This is a genomic window from Gilliamella sp. wkB308 (assembly GCF_001690185.1).
In the GTDB taxonomy this organism is placed as follows: Bacteria; Pseudomonadota; Gammaproteobacteria; order Enterobacterales; family Orbaceae; genus Gilliamella; species Gilliamella apicola_I.
This window is the reverse complement of sequence record NZ_LZGN01000038.1, coordinates 164478-183099: the sequence shown is the minus strand read 5'-3', so window position 1 is coordinate 183099 and position 18622 is coordinate 164478. Positions and strand designations below refer to the sequence as shown.

Below are 18622 nucleotides of genomic sequence, written 5' to 3'. Positions count from 1 at the left end.
CAACAGATAAAACCGATAACGTTGTTCTTATCGGTTTTATCTTTATATTTGTTCACTACTTTCATTATTTAGCCCAACTCATTCATCCAATCGATAAAAAATAAAACACATTTTCAAACTTTTCTCATAATAATCGTTGTTGTCGAATAACCATTAAAAATCTTTCTTAAATCACTGCGTAATTAATCTTAATAATTATCTCAAGCACTATATAAAAAAACATTATGATAATGATTATTTTCTATAAAGATACCAATGAATTATGGTACTGTTTCGGCTTGTTATACAGATTTGTTTCAAAATAGGAAAACAATTATGAGTCAATCATCCAATCCATTAGTTCGTTTCTATCTGAAAGTAGGATTAATACCACAGATACTATTAGGATTAATTTTAGGCATTATTTTAGCTGCCGTATCAAAAGAAACTGCCCTAAATATGTCTTTGATTGGAGAACTATTTATCAATGCGCTTAAATCTGTTGCGCCAATATTAGTTTTGATTCTTGTTATTGCCTCAATTGCCAATCACCAACAAGGCAAACAAGCAAATATGAAACCCTTAATTGCACTTTATTTGACAGGAATGATGTTAGCAGCATTATTAGCGACAGTTGCCAGCTTTCTATTTCCGTCGCAAATCTCATTTGGTGATACGCTTGAAAATTTAACCTTTACTCCACCTAATGGCATTTCAGCGGTATTAAAAACCTTATTAGAAAAGATGATCGATAACCCAGTTAGTGCCCTTATTAACGCCAACTATATTGGCTTAATTATATGGGGGGTGGGCATTGGTTTAGCCTTAAGGCACTCAAGTGAAACAACCAAAACCATGATGAATGATCTATCTTATGCTATCTCATTTATTGTGAGAATTATTATCCGTTTTGCGCCTTTAGGTGTATTTGGACTTGTAGCATCAACATTGGCAAAAACAGGCTTTGGCGAATTATTAAAATACGCACATTTACTTATTGTATTAGTCGCTTGTATGCTAATTGTTGCATTAGTGATTAATCCCCTTCTTGCATTTCTGGTTATGCGTAAAAACCCTTATCCATTAGTATTTACATCTTTAAAAGAAAGTGCGATCCCTGCCTTTTTTACCCGAAGCTCTGCCGCCAATATTCCTGTCAATATTGAAATCTGTAAAAAATATAAAATGGATGAAGACACCTATTCGGTTGCGGTACCACTTGGTGCTGCGATTAATATGTCTGGCGCAGCAATCACAATAACCGTTCTGACACTAGCAACAGTAAACTCAATGCCAGCAAGTGCAAATATCCATGTCGATATCTACTCCGCACTTCTACTGTGTATCATTACGTCTATATGTGCTTGTGGTGCATCAGGTATTGCCGGTGGCTCACTGCTTCTTATTCCAGTTGCCTGTAGTATGTTTGGCATACCGAATGAAATTTCAGCAAAAGTGATTGGTATTGGCATTGCAATAGGTGTCATTCAAGACTCCGTTGAAACCGCATTAAACTCATCCAGTGATGTAGTGTTTATCGGTGCGGTATCATCAGCAGCGCAAAAAAAACAATCGGCATTAAACTAAAATTTTATTTTTTATGAAGGATTATTTAAAAAAATTAATCAGATAAAATACTTCGTTTTATAAATATCCCCCCAAAGGCATGATAATCTACCCCTTATCATGCTTTGCGATGAAAATCATATTTTTTTCAGAATGCTATTAACACAATTGACTTTTGTGTCTAAAGCCAATATGCATAATAAGATTGCTTTTATCAAAACGACTATTTATTATGAGAATCTTTAAACGATTCAACTACTCCATATACATCACTATGTCAACACAGTCATTCTCAAAAAAAGGTAACGACACTAAAGCAGCATTGATCCGTAGTGGCATGGCGTTAATGACAACTTATGGCTATCTATCCTCAAATCTAGAAAGCATATTGAAACAAGTTGGCGTACCCAAAGGGTCATTTTATTACTACTTCAAAAGTAAAGAAGATTTTGGGCGAGCCATTATTGCATCTTATGATAGCTTTTTCAGTCATAAATTAGATAAACATCTAACCGACAGCTTAATATCATCACCACTGGCTAGAATCAAAGCTTTTTATGAAGATGCAAAACAAGGTATGGCAAAATATGATTTTAATCGTGGTTGTTTAATTGGCGAATTAATTCAAGAAGAATCGTTATTACCGGAAGGCTATGTACAACTACTTGAACAAATTTTACAAAATTGGCAGGCCAAATTAGAAAAATGCTTATTACAAGCGCAACAATGCGGAGAACTAAGTTCTGCGGTAAACTGTAAAGCCCTTGCAGAATTTTTTTGGATTGGGTGGGAAGGTGCGGTAACTCGTAGCAAACTAACAAAAAAATCGGCACCTTTAGATCTGTTTATTCAACTTTTTTTAGATAAAATGACTCAATAATACCAATGGTTAATTTTGATTTACTCTCCTTAATTGATTCGTTTTACAAACGCTTTAATAACCTATAAAAGACATTTTTATTTTATTTTGATTGCCTATCATTAGGCAATATGATACAAATAATAACGAATTGTCGTACTATTTTTTTAAACAAAAAATAATCGATAAATTCAATATACAATCTTTCCACCTTGTACTTCGTTTCATCATTTTATTTGTAAATAAAGCGATTTTATTAGTACTTATACATATCTTTACATAATGCATTAAATTTTCAATAGTTTTTGTATCTCTTTAAATTAATAAAAATAGTCATTTGGTTAATTTTCTATCAGCATTTTCATTCAAATTAAAAACTATATTTTACCTAAATATAATTATCTCTGATTAAGTGAGAGGGAATAATGAACAAAGTCTATAAGCTTATTTGGGATGCAGTACGTCAAAGTTATGTACCAACTTCGGAAAATACCCAAACAAAAGGGAAAAGTTTTTCGGTCAAATTGCTTACTGTTGTGAGTTTAAGTATGGTATTAACAAATTATAGTTATGCAAGTAACACGACAGACGATTTAAATAATGCAATTGCTTTACAAAAACACCAGATCAATCAATCATTAAATTTGCCATATAAAGGTAATCAACTACAGAATTTTATTAATTACAGCGCTGGCATAAGTCCTTTTGCTACCTCAAAAAACATCACCATATCAAACGACATTACAAACTCAAGTGATGGATACGATTACACAACCGACAATAACACCAGTGATCTTACTTTTAACCAAGCAGCTGGCTCAATAACCGGTGAAGCCAGTGGTGTCAATATTTCACACGGCGGTATTGGTTCAAGTAACATCATTCTATCAGGCGTGATAACGGGAAAAGCTGATAATGGGCTCGGGGTAAAAAATACCGAAAGCACAAAAGATTTAAAAGTCTCACAAATGGCTAACAGTACCATTCAGGGTAAAAAAAATGGGATTGAAGCCGAAAATAAAGGTAATGGAACCACAACACTCACCACTTCTGGACGCGTTGTCGGTGAAGAAGCCAATGGAATACAAGCTGATAATGCGACTAGTGCAAAGGATCTTAAAGTTATCCAACTGATAGGAAGTATATCAGGCGGCACAAACGGCATTTATGCAAACAATAGCGGAACGGGCTCAACAACGGTCACTACCTCTGGCGAAGTCATTGGTAGCAAAAATGAAGGAATTTACATATTTAATGATACCACAGCCAAAGATATCACCGTTACACAAATGAATGGCAGTAGTATTAAAGGCTACTCAAATGGTGTCAATATTATTAACAGCGGTATAGGATCAACGTTGATTAATGCATCAGGAAGTGTTGAAGGTCAAACAGCAAATGGCATGTTTGTCGTCAACAAAGAAAGTACAGAAGATCTCACCGTTAATCAATTAGAAGGCACGATTCATGGTAGTACAAATGGTATTAACATGATAAATAATGGTAACGGTTCAACACTGGTCACGACTTCAGGCGATGTCATCGGTGATCAAAATGACGGGTTATACAATGCTAATCATGCCAATGCCCATGACCTCACACTTAATCAGTTATCTGGCAAGATTCAAGGTAAGCAAAACGGTATCAATATGGCGAATAATGGTAAAGGTTCAACCTTTATTACCACCTTAGGTAATATTATTGGTACTGAAAATGATGGGCTATACTCTTATAACGGTAACAATACGCATGACCTTACTGTGCATCAATCAGGGGGCACTGTTAATGGCAAGCTTAATGGCATCAATCTTGCCAACCAAGGAAACGGATCAACCACCATTAACTCAGTGGGCGATGTCATAGGTGACAATAATGATGGCATGTATGTGGCGAATGATGTCAACACGCAAGATCTGACTATTAAACAAAACGGCGGCAAAATCAGTGGCAATATGAACGGGATTAATCTTGCTAATAAAGGAAAGGGTTCCACATCCATAACAACACAAGGAAAAGTGCTAGGCAACCAAAATGATGGTATGTATGCCTTTAATGATACTACCACTCAGCATCTTACCGTCGAACAATCAGACGGAAGTATTCAAGGTAATAAGAATGGCATAAACATGGCGAACAAAGGCAACGGTTCAACCCAAATCACCACATCGAGTGAAGTCATTGGGAAAAATAATGATGGTATGTATGCCTTTAATGATATCAACACACAAGACATCACCGTCAACCAAAAAGGTGGAAAAATTTCTGGTAATTTAAATGGCATCAATATGGCCAATAGCGGTAAAGGTTCAACCACTATCACCACCGCAGGCGAAGTATTTGGCAATAATAACGACGGTTTATATGCGGCGAATCAATCCAACACTCAAAATTTATCTATTACACAATCGGCAGGCATTATTGACGGGAAGGCCAATGGGATCAACATTGCCAATCATGGTAATGGATCGACTTCTATTTCAACATCAGGTGTGATAAAAGGACAGAAAAATGACGGTATGTACGCCTTAAATGGCGCCAATTCACATGATCTAACCGTTAAGCAATCATCAGGAAATATTTATGGTGAATTAAACGGTATCAATATGGCAAACAGTGGTCTTGGTGAAACCAACATTACCACGTCGGGAGATGTAATCGGTGCAAAATACGACGGGTTATATGCTGTTAACGATGTCCATACAAAAGATATGAAGATAAATCATATACAAGGTAACATCACAGGCCAAAAAAACGGTATTAATATCACCAACAAAGGTGAAGGATCATCTTATATAACATTAACCGGTAATGTAACCGGTTCAACTTATGATGCAATCGTCGCTTCAAATGATTTAACCGCTAATGATTTATCAGTAAAACTTGATAATAATGCCACCATTACAGGACAACTTAATGGCATCAATTTAGTAAATAAAGGTCATGGTTCAACTTCTATTAACATTAATGGATCTGTCCTAAGCCATTCTTTAGATGCAATTATTGTGGCTAATGACGTCACAACAAAAGATCTGATCTTTTCGCTCCAAAATCAGGCACATATTCAAGGAAGTAAAAATGGGATCAATCTGACTAACCAAGGATTAGGATCGACAAGCATTACTGTCGAAGGTAACATTCAAGCAGGGCGTGGAGATGCGATCTCTGCGTCAAATAAAAATAAAGCTCAACATTTATATATTGAACAAAAGGCAACCAGTAGCGTAACCAGTTCAGATAATGGTATTAATGTGAGTAATTTAGGAACAGGGAATTCATCCATTACTGTATCAGGAAATATTAATGGTGATAACGGTTCGGGAATATTAGTTAAAAACGGTAATACATCAAGCGATCTTATCTTATCCCAAACGGCTGGTAAAATAATTGGTCTAAATAGTGGGATTAATGTCACCAATAACGGGACAGGCATAACTAAAATTGATATCGCAGGCACGGTGGTTGGTAAGGGGCAAAATCAACTTAACCTTCCTGGTGCTGGCATCTACTCATCAGGTAATGTTGGGACAAAAACCTATATCAATCTCAATGCAGGATCGGATGTTTCAGCCCTAGTAGGCGCATCAATTAAAAATGAAATTAGTGATGCGATAATTACCCTCAATGATGGTTCAAAAATCAGTGGACTAATCCTACTTGGCACGGGTAATAATACCCTTACCATACATAAAAATGCGAATATTACTGATCTCACTATTATTGATGGTGGTAGTGATACAATGCGCAGTTCACAATCATCGTCAACCGATACACTCAATCTTTACCAAGATCTGACAGGATCATCAACAGGTACGGGACGTAGCGGCGATGTATCTGTGCAAAATTGGGAAAATATCAATGTAGGGCAAGGGATAACATTTACATTAACAGGCGATTTAGATACCCAAAACCTTACCTTAAACGCTGATTCTGTTTTGAAATTACAAACATCGTTAAATCAAGCTACTGTAAACGGTACCATCAATAACGCAGGTACCATAACGCTGAGTAATTCAAAGGCTGGCGAAAATTTAATAATTAACGGTGACTATGTCGGCAACAATGGTAAATTAATACTGGATACCGTTGTACAAGGTAGCGAAAGTGATACCGATAGATTAAATGTAAATGGTCATGTAACTGGACAAACACAATTACAGATAAATAATGTCAATGGAATTGGAGCGGACACCACAAATACAAATGGCATTAAAGTGGTGAATGTGACAGGCAGTAGTACCAATGACGCATTCAATCTTCAAGGTGGACATTTAGATGTCGGCGCTTTTGAATATTATCTTTATAAAGGTGATCTCAATAAACAAAATGATAATTGGTATTTACGCTCCTATTTAGACAACATAAATGAAGATCAAAATACCGACAAGAATAATACTCATTCAAATAATGAAGAAAATAACTCGGGTACAACTAATTCTAACAATGATGAAAATAACACGGGAACAACTAATTCTAACAATAATGAAAATAACTCGGGAACAACTAATTCTAACAACAATGAAAATAACTCGGGAACAACTAATTCTAACAACGATGAAAATAATCACGATTTGAACCCTATTATTGATTCAAATCATCAAAAAGAAGAAAAGCATAATACCAACAACAAACGCATAACTTACCGAAAAGAAGCCCCACTTTATTCAGCGGTGAGTAAGCAATTACGTCAAGCGGATATTATCATGCTTAGCAACCTTCACCAACGAATTGGTAATACGCCAAGCAACGATGTCACTAACACATGGGGAAGATTCATTGCAGCACGCAATGATATCAAACAAAACGGTGTATTGAATACTCACAGCAAAGGAAATTACACCGGTTTACAATTAGGTAGTGATATCTGGCAAGATAATGATTGGCGTATAGGCGCTTATTTTGGTTATCTATACGGTGACTTAAAAGTTAACGGGTTTGCTAGTGGTGTAAATGGACATGTTGGAAAAAATACGACTGACACGTATTTTATTGGTGCTTATGGGACTTACACGCATGATGACGGCAGTTATCTGGATTTAGTGGTGCAAGCAGCACGACATAAAATCAATATCAAACCAAACAGTAACACCAACAGCAAACAAAAAGGCTATGGCGCCACCGCTTCACTCGAATTAGGTAAACCGTTTACATTCAGTGATATGAGTTGGAAACTAGAGCCTCAAGTACAGATTATACACCAATGGCTCGATTTAGATAAAAGCCATATAAAAGGTAACACAACCGTCAAACATAGTAATAATAATGCTTGGCTATTCCGTATTGGGGGCAGAATCGAAAACGATTTTGTTACGGATTTTGGCACGTTACGACCCTATGCACGCGTAAACCTGTTCTATTCGCCGAACGGTGCTGATCATACCCACTTTGCTACACCAAGTTACACCAAGACAATCCGTAGTGGTGCATCACATACCAGTACTGAATTAGCGATTGGTGGAAGCGTTGACATCAACACTCAATTTACCGCCTACGGTGAATTGGGTCACACTTGGTCAAATGGAGGAAATGCCAGAGTCAAAGCTCCAATAAATGGGTCAATAGGCCTCAAAGCCAACTGGTAAATTAATATAACAATCCCATTAAAACCGATATTAGTGATCAAACAAATATCGGTTTTTTTATATTTAAACCATTATACAAATTTAGGCTAACTAAAATAAGCGTAAAATTAACCCGATTGATTAATACGATTGATGGCGATTTTAGCGCTTCAATAGCTTGATTAATATCTGTTGCAATAGACTAGACAATCGGTCTATAATTTTTAGACCGACTGTCTAGCAATATAAAATCAGCATGTTCACTGACTACCTGCTCTACCAATTAAGTGAGTAAACCAATCTCAAATTGTCAAATGTAATAAGGATTAACCATGTCATTTAAAGCTATTGTGTTAGAAAAAGATGAAAACCACGGTTTTACATGTTCTATAAAAACCGTCCCCCAACAACAATTACTTGCTCAGCAAGGTGACACATTAATCGAAGTTCACTACTCAAGCATTAACTATAAAGATGCATTAGCACTCACTAACAAAAGCCCCGTTGTCCGGCAATGGCCAATGATACCGGGCATTGATGGTGTGGGTTGTGTTATTGAGAGTGCAAATGGTCACTACCAAAAAGGAGATATGGTCATCTTAAACGGTTGGGGATGTGGTGAAACCCACTGGGGGTGTTTAGGACAATATGCCTATTTAAAATCACAATGGTTAATTCCATTACCGCAAAATATCACACCTTATCAATCAATGGTTTTGGGTACTGCGGGCTATACCGCCGCCTTATGTGTAAAACGACTGCTTGATTTCGGTATAAAACCACAAAATGGTGCTATTCTTGTAACCGGTGCAAGTGGTGGCGTGGGTTCCGTTGCTGTTGCCCTGCTAAGCAAATTAGGTTATAGCGTGACCGCTTCGACCAGTAAAATGGATGATCAAGACTACCTACGCAAACTTGGTGCAACCAATATCATTGACAGCCAACCTTTAAAACAAACAGGCAAACCACTCCAAAAAGAGCAATGGGCAGCCGTTGTTGATGTCGTTGGATCACACACACTTGCAAATGCGTGTGCACAAACACAATATGGTGGCATAGTAGCTTGCTGTGGATTGGCACAAGGAATAGACTTACCTGCAACGGTTGCGCCGTTTATTTTGCGTGGCGTAACATTAGCCGGTGTTGATAGTGTGATGGCAACTTATCAAAATCGTTTAGCGGCATGGCAGTTATTATCCCAACATCTTGATGCATCAATGCTATCCCATATTGGCAAGACCATCACTTTAAATGACTGTAATGATATCGCCACTAAAATGATAGCAGGGCAAATAAAAGGTCGATATGTGGTTGATGTTAATAAATGTATTTAAGGTTTATAAATATCATACGAGTATGATTTCCTAAACGTTGGGTTTGTAGCATTTTGTTAAAAACGAAGTTTCATATTCACTCCGTTTTTAACAAAAAATATCAATTTAAACATTAGATCTTTTACAAAAGAGCATTCATTAGATTTTATAGCGAAAAACTATTATCTCAGTTAATTAAAGATATTGGCATTAAAAAGAATAGAATTTTCTATTCCCTTTTTATAAACGATTATAGCTTTTTATTACATTTCATCATGTTAGTTTGATCATGTAACTCATTCAAAAGTATCCAAATTTTTATTACTTTTTATTCTAGTTATAAATTTAAATTGTGGTATTTAAACAACGGTTGTGAGTTAAATAATAATTCTTGTTTTTTGCCAGAAAAATGGCTACAGTCGAATTCGAGCAAATTGTTTTGAAAAAGAAATACACGATTACCAATTAAAGTTTTCAGCTTCGCATGAATAATTTAAAAGAGGAAATGTGATATGCCATACAAAACACGCAATGATTTACCTGAATCTGTACGTCATGTACTGCCAGAACATGCTCAAGATATTTTTAAAGAAGCATTTAATAATGCGATTAAGGAATACCAAGATCCGAAAAAACGCCGAGATAATAGTCCGCCTGAGCAAGTTGCCTTTCGTGTTGCTTGGTCGGCAGTTGAAAAACTTTATCATAAAGATGAAAATGGCAAATGGGTTGCTAAATAATATTATCAATATGATTTGAGTATTAGAACAATACAAAAGCCAACTATGATAGTTGGCTTATTCATATGTTCAATCTAGTGTGATATTTCGTCAAATCTGAAGCTCTTACTCAGTCAAATAGACTCTTTTATGGTTAATACCGATTTCTATTGCGATGATCAATATATAGTGTGAATTTCTTTTAGCGTTGTGGTTGATATCTAGCAACTATAATTGATTTATTTTCCTCATGCTTTATCTTCTCCTTTCTTGTATTTGCTGTTTTGCTAAACCTGCCATATTGCGCTGATATTTTCCTTATCAATACGGAAAATGTTGGTTAGTAATTCTTTATTTTTCCTTTTATACTAAATTTGAATCGTCAACAAACATAGGTGCTTGATTATGAATAATAAAGGTTTACCAAAAGATTTTTTATGGGGAGGAGCGGTTGCTGCTCATCAGTTAGAAGGGGGTTGGAAAGCTGGAGGAAAAGGAATAAGTGTTGCCGATGTCATGACTGTTGGTTCGCCAAAAAGTTATCGTAAAATTACCGAAGGAATTATTGAAGGTGAGTATTATCCTAATCATGAAGCCATCGACTTTTATCATCACTATAAAGAAGACATTAAACTTTTTGCTGAAATGGGCTTTAAATGTTTTCGAACGTCGATTGCTTGGACACGGATCTTTCCTAAAGGGGATGAGCTTGCACCAAATGAAGAAGGCTTGAAGTTTTATGATGATCTGTTTGATGAGTGTCTAAAATACAATATTGAGCCCGTTGTCACCCTTTCTCATTTTGAATTGCCTTATTATTTAGTCACCGAATACGGTGGATTTCGTAATCGAAAATTAATCGATTTTTTCGTTCGTTTTGCCGAAGTGTGTTTTGATCGTTATAAAGATAAAGTCAAATATTGGATGACGTTTAATGAAATTAATAATCAAGCCAACTTTGATGAGGATTTTGCGCCGTTTACCAATTCAGGTATTTATTATCAAGCAGGCGATAATCGTGAAGAAATTATGTATCAAGCGGCTCATTATGAGTTAGTTGCCAGTGCTAAAGCCGTGCAAATTGGTCATGCGATCAATCCCGATTTTCAAATCGGTTGTATGATTGCTTTTGTACCTATCTACCCCGAAACCTGTAAGCCGAGTGATATATTAATGGCGCAAAAAGTCATGGAACGTAAATACTTTTTTGCCGATGTGCATGTCCATGGTCAATATCCAAATCATATTATCAAATATTGGCAGCATAAAGGCTTTAAGTTAGATGTAACCAACCAAGACTTAGAGGTACTAGCAAACGGCACCGTCGATTATATTGGCTTTAGTTATTATATGTCCAATGCGATCAGGCATAAAGCAGGCAACGATCGTTATGAATATAATGAAAAAACCGATTTGATCGGTAATCAATACGTCAAAAAATCGGATTGGGGTTGGCAAATCGATCCTGAAGGATTGCGATACGCATTAAATTGGTTTACAGATATGTATCATTTGCCGTTATTTATTGTGGAAAATGGTTTTGGGGCTTATGACAAAGTCGAGGCTAATGGTGCAGTACATGATCATTATCGTATTGAATATTTGCGTGAACACATTAAGCAAATGAAGCTGGCTGTTTTGCAAGACGGTGTTGACTTAATGGGCTATACCCCTTGGGGCTGTATCGATTTAGTTTCGGCAGGTACAGGCGAAATGGAAAAACGTTATGGTTTTATCTATGTCGATAAGGACAACAAAGGGAATGGCACGTTAAAACGTAGTCGCAAAGATTCATTTGCATGGTACAAAAAAGTGATTGAGTCAAATGGTGAAATTTTATAAAGACTTTGATTTATAACCCATTTTATGGATAATAACTTTTTAGGAGAACCTATGAAAAAAGCGTTAATTATTTGTGCTGCGGGTATGTCTTCATCGTTAATGGCAAAAAAAGCAACCGAATATTTTACCAATAAAAATAAGGAAATTTCAGTTGATGCTGTTTCAGCAACTGAAGGCAGTAATATGATTAAAAATAGTGATTTTTCCCTGTTTTTAATTAGTCCACAAACGATGATGATGTTAGATAAATTTAAAAAATTGGGCGATGAAGTCTGTAAGCCTGTTGTCAGTATTCCTTTTCAAGCTTATATCCCTACCCCTTCGGGTATTGAACAATTAGCGAAATTGATTGAGGAAAATATCCAATAATTTTAGATCATTGCTGTTTTAAGGATTGGGGCGCCGTTTTTGACCGTTTTAGGGTCGGCGCCCGGCGATGTTGCTTTGAGTATGTTTGATTTGCAAACTAAAGCAACCACACTATTCTTTATCTTTTTAGCTGTTATAGGTGTGGATGATAATGATTAAAAATAAACAACGCGATCTTATTAGCCTATTAGTCGGCTCAAAAAATCAGTTTAAAAGCAGTGCGTTGCTGGCAACTGAGTTATCATTATCCGATAGAACTGTTCGTACTTATCTTAACGATTTAAAAGCACTGATTGAATGTAATGGTGCCAAAATTGTAAGTAAACAAGGTTATGGTTATCAGTTGCAAATCTTGGATAGAACGGCGTTTAATTCGTTTTTGATTGAACATCATTTATTAGATCGGCATGAAGAACAAGCCAATATACGGGAAGTCTGTCAACGTAAACACTACATTCTTAATCTGTTATTACTGGAATGTCAAAAAATCGATATTGAAGCATTATCCGAACAGCTATTTATTAGTTCATCACAACTCAATAAAGATATGCTGGAAATAAAAAATCAGCTTCAACCCTTCGAACTGACTTTAAAGAAAAATAAACATCTGTTTTATGTGGACGGCGCAGAAAAAGCCAAACGCCATTTTATTATGAGCTATTTTTTTCACGAGGAATCCATGAACTTTTTGCAGCGTTTAACTTATTTAAATAAGTTTAGTGATGCAATCAGTTTTGACACGTTAACCATTATTATTTTAGATGAGTGTCGTGAAGCAAAGATAAAATTGTCCGATGTGATGATGCAAAATATTGTGTTACATCTTTCTTTAAGTATTAAACGTTTACAATCTGGTCTAACCATTCAAAATTTGGATATGCCAGAAACAACTAAAAATTCATTGGAATTTCAGGTTGCGAAAAAAATAATCGATCGCATTGAGACAGTAATTGGTTTTGCTTTTCCGAAAGAAGAACAGATGTATTTAACCTTGCATTTGATGAGTAAATCTAACTTTATCCAACAAGATTTAGATGCGCAACTCAGCTTAATGTTAACCGATTTATTACTTAAGATTCAGCTTGAAACAGGCTATCAATTTTTGAAAGATGAGCAATTAAAAAATGGCTTGGTTCAACATTTAAAACCGATGTTAGTCAGGTTAGCGCAAAATATCAAACTTGAAAATCCATTACTGAATGAGATCAAAACTTGCTCGCCAGAATTATTTGACTTAGTTAAGCGCTATTTTAAGCAACTCCCTAATTTAACTGAAGTAGCAGTTTCTGATGATGAATGGGGTTATTTAGCCCTGCACTTTTTAGCTTCCGTTGAAAAACTGAAAAATGCGCAAAAAATTAGAGTATTAATTATTTGTGCAACCGGACTGGGTAGCGCTCAGCTTTTAAAAAATCGGGTCGAGTGTGAATTTGATGAACGTATTAAAATTATTGATACCCGAGGCTATTATGAAATCGAACCCGACATGTTAAACGAAGTGGATTTTATTATCTCTTCAGTCGATCTTTCTGCCAAAGTCTTTAAAATTCCGGTTTTTCATGTTTCTGTCTTTTTTACTGAAGAAGATGTGCAAAAAATTCGGCGTTATCTTTCTTCACGTCATGTCATAACTTCATCCAATCTAAACACGATATCATCGGCTCATATCGTCAATGAAAAATGTCATTTATCCTATCTTGATCAAGTCGTTGAAGAGCTAACTGCTGATTATTTTTATTATTGCCAATGTCCATTAACGAAAGACGATATTTTAGATCTTTTATTGGATCGTTTAGCGGTCAATGAAGCCTGTTGTTATAAATCAAAGATGATTAAGCAAATGGCTAAACGAATGACGTTGGGAGATATCTTTTTTAGTCCTAACATTGTGGTACCACATCCTGCTGTTCCTGTCGGAAGATTATCTAAAATGGGGATTGCGCTGATTCCTCATGGGGTCTATTGGGATAAATATCACCCAGATATTCGCTTTATTTTTCTTATTTCACCGTCTGTTTATCAAAATCCTTCTTTAGCAATGATGACGAAAGCAATCGTCAATTTGATTGATGATTCAGCGATGCAACACCAATTATTACAATGCCAAACTTTTTCCGAATTTAAATCACTCTTTATTAAACTTATAGAAAAGGGAGCGTAACAATGATTCAAAAAATGAGCTCAGAAGATATTCAATTAGTCGCTTTTAATATTATTTTGCATAGCGGCAATGCCAAAACTAAAATCCATGAAGCCTTTCAGGCAATGCGAACAGCCAAGTTTGACCATGCTAATCAACTTCTTGAAGAGGCTAATCATGAAATATTAGCAGCCCATCAATCTCAAACCGAATTACTGCAATCTTATGCCAATGGTATGCAAATCGAAATGGAAATTATTATGGTGCATGCTCAAGACCATTTAATGACAACCATGACAATGCGAGAAATTGCAATTGAGATGTCATTTTTATACCAAAGATGTGATCAGCTATCGGCTAACTAAAGAGGTTAAGCAACGATGATAAACGCCCAATTAGATAAGTCTAAAAAATTGAGTTTAACCAATCTTTATTTTAATCGTTTTTTAGCGATTCGTTACTCGACTGCTTTTTTGCTATTTTTGAATCTTTACTGGGCTATTTTTTTGCTTGGTTCGAAGTCTTACACTGCTATTTTGCCCATTATGCTTTTTACTTTGGGTGCATTCACCGCTTTTGAACAAGTAAAGCTTTATCGCCATCATGATAACTTTCTGCCTTTTGCTAAGTTATTTTTTCAAATGATGCTTTTAATTTGTGGCGTGTTAGTTATCACCCTTTATACATCTTTATTTCATATCTTTTTTCCATTTTTAAAAGATTCGCAACCTGTTTTAAATACGATTATGGGGCTACTAATTGGGAGTGGTGTAATGGCTTTTTTAATGCTTAAAAGATTAGCAAAAATTCAACGTAACGAGGATAAACATTTTAAAAGAATCCAAGCTTACGAAGAAATTATTAATTAGATGAGGAAAACAAAATGAATACCGGATTTGTGTTTTTACAAAAGTATTTAATGACACCAATGGCAAAAATATCACAATTTAAAATTGTGCGCGCGGTAATGGCTGCCGGTATGGCATCAGTACCCTTTTCAATTGTTGGCTCTATGTTTCTAGTTTTTAATACGTTACCAATGACATTCACGGGTTTAGAAGGTTTTTTTGAAAATACGTTTTTTCGGATCAGTGATCTGTACATGATTGCCAATACCGCTACAATCGGTATTTTAGCGCTCTACTTTAATTTTGTTGTGGGCTATGAATTAACAAAAATTGAAGCGGAAGAGACAGGCTTAAAAGTGAATGCCCTTAATGGTGCAATGTTATCGGCTTTTGCATTTTTTATGACTTTACCGGAATTAGTCATGCAAAATGGGGTAATTACATTACTCAGTGATCAAAGTAACCTTGTGTTTAATGGTCTACGTTTAACGCCTTTCGTGTTTCGCTTAGGCACTTCGGGGATTTTTATTGCCATTGTCATGGCAATAGTCGCCACGCATCTTTATTTTTTATGTGTCAGACGAAATTGGGTTGTTAAAATGCCCGAAACCGTGCCATTAGGCGTTTCACGATCCTTTACAGCGTTGATTCCAACGTTTGTTATTGCTTTTTGTATCATTATTTTAAATGGCTTTTTAGTATTTATGGGGACAGATATCTTTGATATTGTCAGTATTCCTTTTACGTTTGTGACGAATTTAACCAAAAGCTGGTTAGGAATAATGGTTATTCTTTTTTTAATTCATGCATTATGGGTTGTAGGTATTCACGGGGCAAGTATTATTGGGGCGTTTATTACGCCAATTATGTTAGCCAATATGACCGAAAATACCGCAGGGGCACATATTCCATTCGCAGGGGAATTTAATAATTCGTTAGTCATTTTAGGTGGCTCAGGTTCGACACTGTTAATGACGTTTTTTATTGCTTTTTTTGCTAAATCAAGCCAGTTAAAAATTTTAGGTCGTGCGTCCGCTGTTCCTGCCATATTTAATATTAATGAGCCGATTATTTTTGGTATGCCGATTGTTTATAATCCCTATTTAGCTTTACCTTTCTTTTTAGCGCCGATGGCATGTGGAACATTAGGTTACTTTGCTATTAGTTCGGGGATTATGAATCCCATTATTGCTTTAGTTCCTTGGCCGTCACCAATGGGATTAGGCGCCTTTATCGGGACAGGTGGAGATTATAAAGCAGCTATTGTTGCAATACTTTCCGCTATTTTAGCGCTATTGATTTATCTTCCGTTTGTTAAACTTTATGACAATAAATTATTTAAAGAAGAGCAAGGTAAACCAGTTGATGATGTTCAAGATGTGAGCGAATCCCATTAAAAATAAACAAGTATAACCATTTTTATCAACTTGAAAATGTTAATTAAAGTCACGGTTAATGAATTATAGACCGTGACTTTTTTGATGATATTTGCAAACTAAAAATTGTGTTGAATTATCAATACGCCTATTAACAATCACTGAACATAATTTACTCAATGTATAAATCTTCTATGCTATATTCATCTATTCCTCCTATTCAATTTTTGACTCGCTTATCAAGTTAGTAATAACGATGCTTAGTGACAAAAATGGAGGAAGTTATCATGTATTTAGCAGGAGGTGTTATATGTCCAATTTGAAAAATCTGTTCATTAAGTATTGCTGTTTTGCTCTGTTTTTATTGGTATCTCAGCAAGTGCTTGCTGTTGAAACTCATCAACTAAAATTAGAAGCAGGTGCAGTTGCGTCACCGGATAATTATGGTGCTATGGCAGCGAAGGAAATACTTGAAAAAGGTGGAAATGCAGCCGATGCAGCCGTGGCTACCGCATTTACCCTTGCCGTGACCTATCCTGAGGCTGGCAATATTGGCGGTGGTGGATTTATGACACTTTGGATGGATGGAAAACCTTATTTTATCGATTATCGAGAAATTGCACCACAAAATGCCTATAAAACCATGTTTTTAGATAGTAATAATGAAGTCATACCTGGTTTAAGTCTTTATTCTCATCAAGCTTCCGGTGTACCGGGTACCGTTGCCGGTATGTGGGCGGTACATCAACGCTTTGGTCAATTAACCTGGCAAGAAGTGATGGCGCCAGCAATCCGCCTTGCTAATGATGGTTTTATTGTCCCACCACAACTTATTGAACGTTATCAAGAAGCGGCTGTGTCTGCGCCAAACAATGGCCATTTTAAGCAATATTTTGGTAATATGAAAGCCAATCAACTATTTAAACAACCTGAATTAGGTCATGTTTTAAATAAAATTGCTCAATCTGGACGTGACGGTTTTTATAAAGGTGAAATAGCCAAACTGATTGCCAAGCAAATGGCAGATAATAACGGTTTAATTACAGAAGCTGACTTAGCAAATTATCAGATTAAATGGCGTGATCCTTTGATTGCCAATTGGCATGATATGCAAATCGTTACCGCTCCTCCACCAAGTTCAGGTGGTATTGGATTAATTCAATTATTATTGATGAAGCAAACATTAGCAGACAAGTTTAAAAATGTGGAACCCAATTCTGCGCAATATATCCATTTATTAGCAGAAATTGAAAAACGTGTTTTTGCTGATCGTGCTGAATATATGGGCGATCCTGATTTTGTCAGTGTACCGGTTGCAAAACTTATCGATCAACAATATTTAGTTGAACGAGCCAAACAAATCAACACTATTGCGATTTCGAAAACTGATCAAGTGAAACCTGGTTTAGATTGGGAACATGAAAAGTTACAAACTACACATTTTTCAATTGTTGATAAGTGGGGAAATGCAGTATCAAATACTTATACCTTAAATGGTTGGTTTGGTTCGGCTATTGTTGTTAAAGGTACAGGTATTTTACTCAACAATGAAATGGATGATTTTAGTAGCAAGCCCGGTATTGCCAATCAATTTGGTGTGGTGGGTAATGATGCCAATGCCATCGACCCCAATAAACGTCCACTATCATCTATGTCTCCAACCCTATTTATCAAAAATAATAATGTGGAAATGGTGATAGGTACCCCTGGTGGTTCGCGCATCTTTACCTCTATTTTTCAAGTTGTGGCTAATGTTTTTGATAATCATATGTCATTAAAAGATGCGGTTGACACGGTACGTTATCATCATCAATTATTGCCCGATAATGTGATTTATGTTGAGCGGTTTCAAACAACAGTACCGAAAGCGTTTAAAAAAGAGTTAGAAAACATGGGATATCGCTTCGTGCAACAAGATTTTAGCGGTGATATTCAAGTCATTAAAATTTACAATAATAAACCCGAAGCGGTGTCAGATATTCGTGGTAGAGGTGAATCAATTATCGTCAATTAGATGACAGATTTAAAATTATATAGCTAATCAATGCATTGG

12 protein-coding genes are annotated in these 18622 nt (G+C 35.9%); all 12 read left to right on the top strand.

Features of this window, described 5'->3' with window-relative positions:
* The first annotated feature begins 315 nt into the window (after window positions 1–315).
* The 12 genes from sstT (at window position 316) to ggt (ending at window position 18583) form a co-directional block, all read left to right on the top strand.
* Window positions 316–1566 (top strand): serine/threonine transporter SstT, encoded by a 1251-nt coding sequence (sstT, locus tag A9G10_RS08780; RefSeq protein ID WP_065559169.1) that lies wholly within the window; start codon window positions 316–318, stop codon window positions 1564–1566.
* Between the two features lie 211 nt (window positions 1567–1777).
* Window positions 1778–2425, top strand: a complete 648-nt coding sequence (gene acuR / locus A9G10_RS08775; protein ID WP_218837376.1) for an acrylate utilization transcriptional regulator AcuR — start codon at window positions 1778–1780, stop codon at window positions 2423–2425.
* 404 nt (window positions 2426–2829) lie between these two features.
* Window positions 2830–7983 (top strand): autotransporter outer membrane beta-barrel domain-containing protein, encoded by a 5154-nt coding sequence (locus tag A9G10_RS08770; protein WP_065559167.1) that lies wholly within the window; start codon window positions 2830–2832, stop codon window positions 7981–7983.
* Window positions 7984–8294: 311 nt separating this feature from the next.
* Window positions 8295–9296: an acrylyl-CoA reductase (NADPH) gene (acuI, locus tag A9G10_RS08765; RefSeq protein WP_065559166.1), complete on the top strand. Its 1002-nt coding sequence runs from the start codon at window positions 8295–8297 to the stop codon at window positions 9294–9296.
* 491 nt (window positions 9297–9787) lie between these two features.
* Window positions 9788–10015 carry a ChaB family protein gene (locus A9G10_RS08760; protein WP_065559165.1) on the top strand — a complete coding sequence of 76 codons (228 nt, stop codon included), beginning with the start codon at window positions 9788–9790 and terminating at the stop codon, window positions 10013–10015.
* Between the two features lie 384 nt (window positions 10016–10399).
* Window positions 10400–11836, top strand: coding sequence for a 6-phospho-beta-glucosidase (locus A9G10_RS08755; RefSeq protein WP_065559164.1), 1437 nt, complete (start codon window positions 10400–10402; stop codon window positions 11834–11836).
* Window positions 11837–11887: 51 nt separating this feature from the next.
* Window positions 11888–12205, top strand: coding sequence for a PTS cellobiose transporter subunit IIB (locus A9G10_RS08750; protein ID WP_065559163.1), 318 nt, complete (start codon window positions 11888–11890; stop codon window positions 12203–12205).
* A gap of 151 nt (window positions 12206–12356) precedes the next feature.
* Window positions 12357–14366 (top strand): PRD domain-containing protein, encoded by a 2010-nt coding sequence (locus A9G10_RS08745; protein ID WP_065559162.1) that lies wholly within the window; start codon window positions 12357–12359, stop codon window positions 14364–14366.
* A 2-nt stretch (window positions 14367–14368) separates the two neighbouring features.
* Window positions 14369–14710, top strand: coding sequence for a PTS cellobiose transporter subunit IIA (locus tag A9G10_RS08740; RefSeq protein ID WP_065559161.1), 342 nt, complete (start codon window positions 14369–14371; stop codon window positions 14708–14710).
* A 15-nt stretch (window positions 14711–14725) separates the two neighbouring features.
* Entirely contained in the window at window positions 14726–15214 is a 489-nt protein-coding gene (locus A9G10_RS08735; protein ID WP_081299165.1) for a hypothetical protein, read from the top strand.
* A gap of 14 nt (window positions 15215–15228) precedes the next feature.
* Window positions 15229–16590, top strand: a complete 1362-nt coding sequence (celB, locus tag A9G10_RS08730) for a PTS cellobiose transporter subunit IIC (protein ID WP_065559160.1) — start codon at window positions 15229–15231, stop codon at window positions 16588–16590.
* 289 nt (window positions 16591–16879) lie between these two features.
* Window positions 16880–18583, top strand: a complete 1704-nt coding sequence (gene ggt, locus A9G10_RS08725; protein WP_065559159.1) for a gamma-glutamyltransferase — start codon at window positions 16880–16882, stop codon at window positions 18581–18583.
* Window positions 18584–18622: the final 39 nt, after the last annotated feature.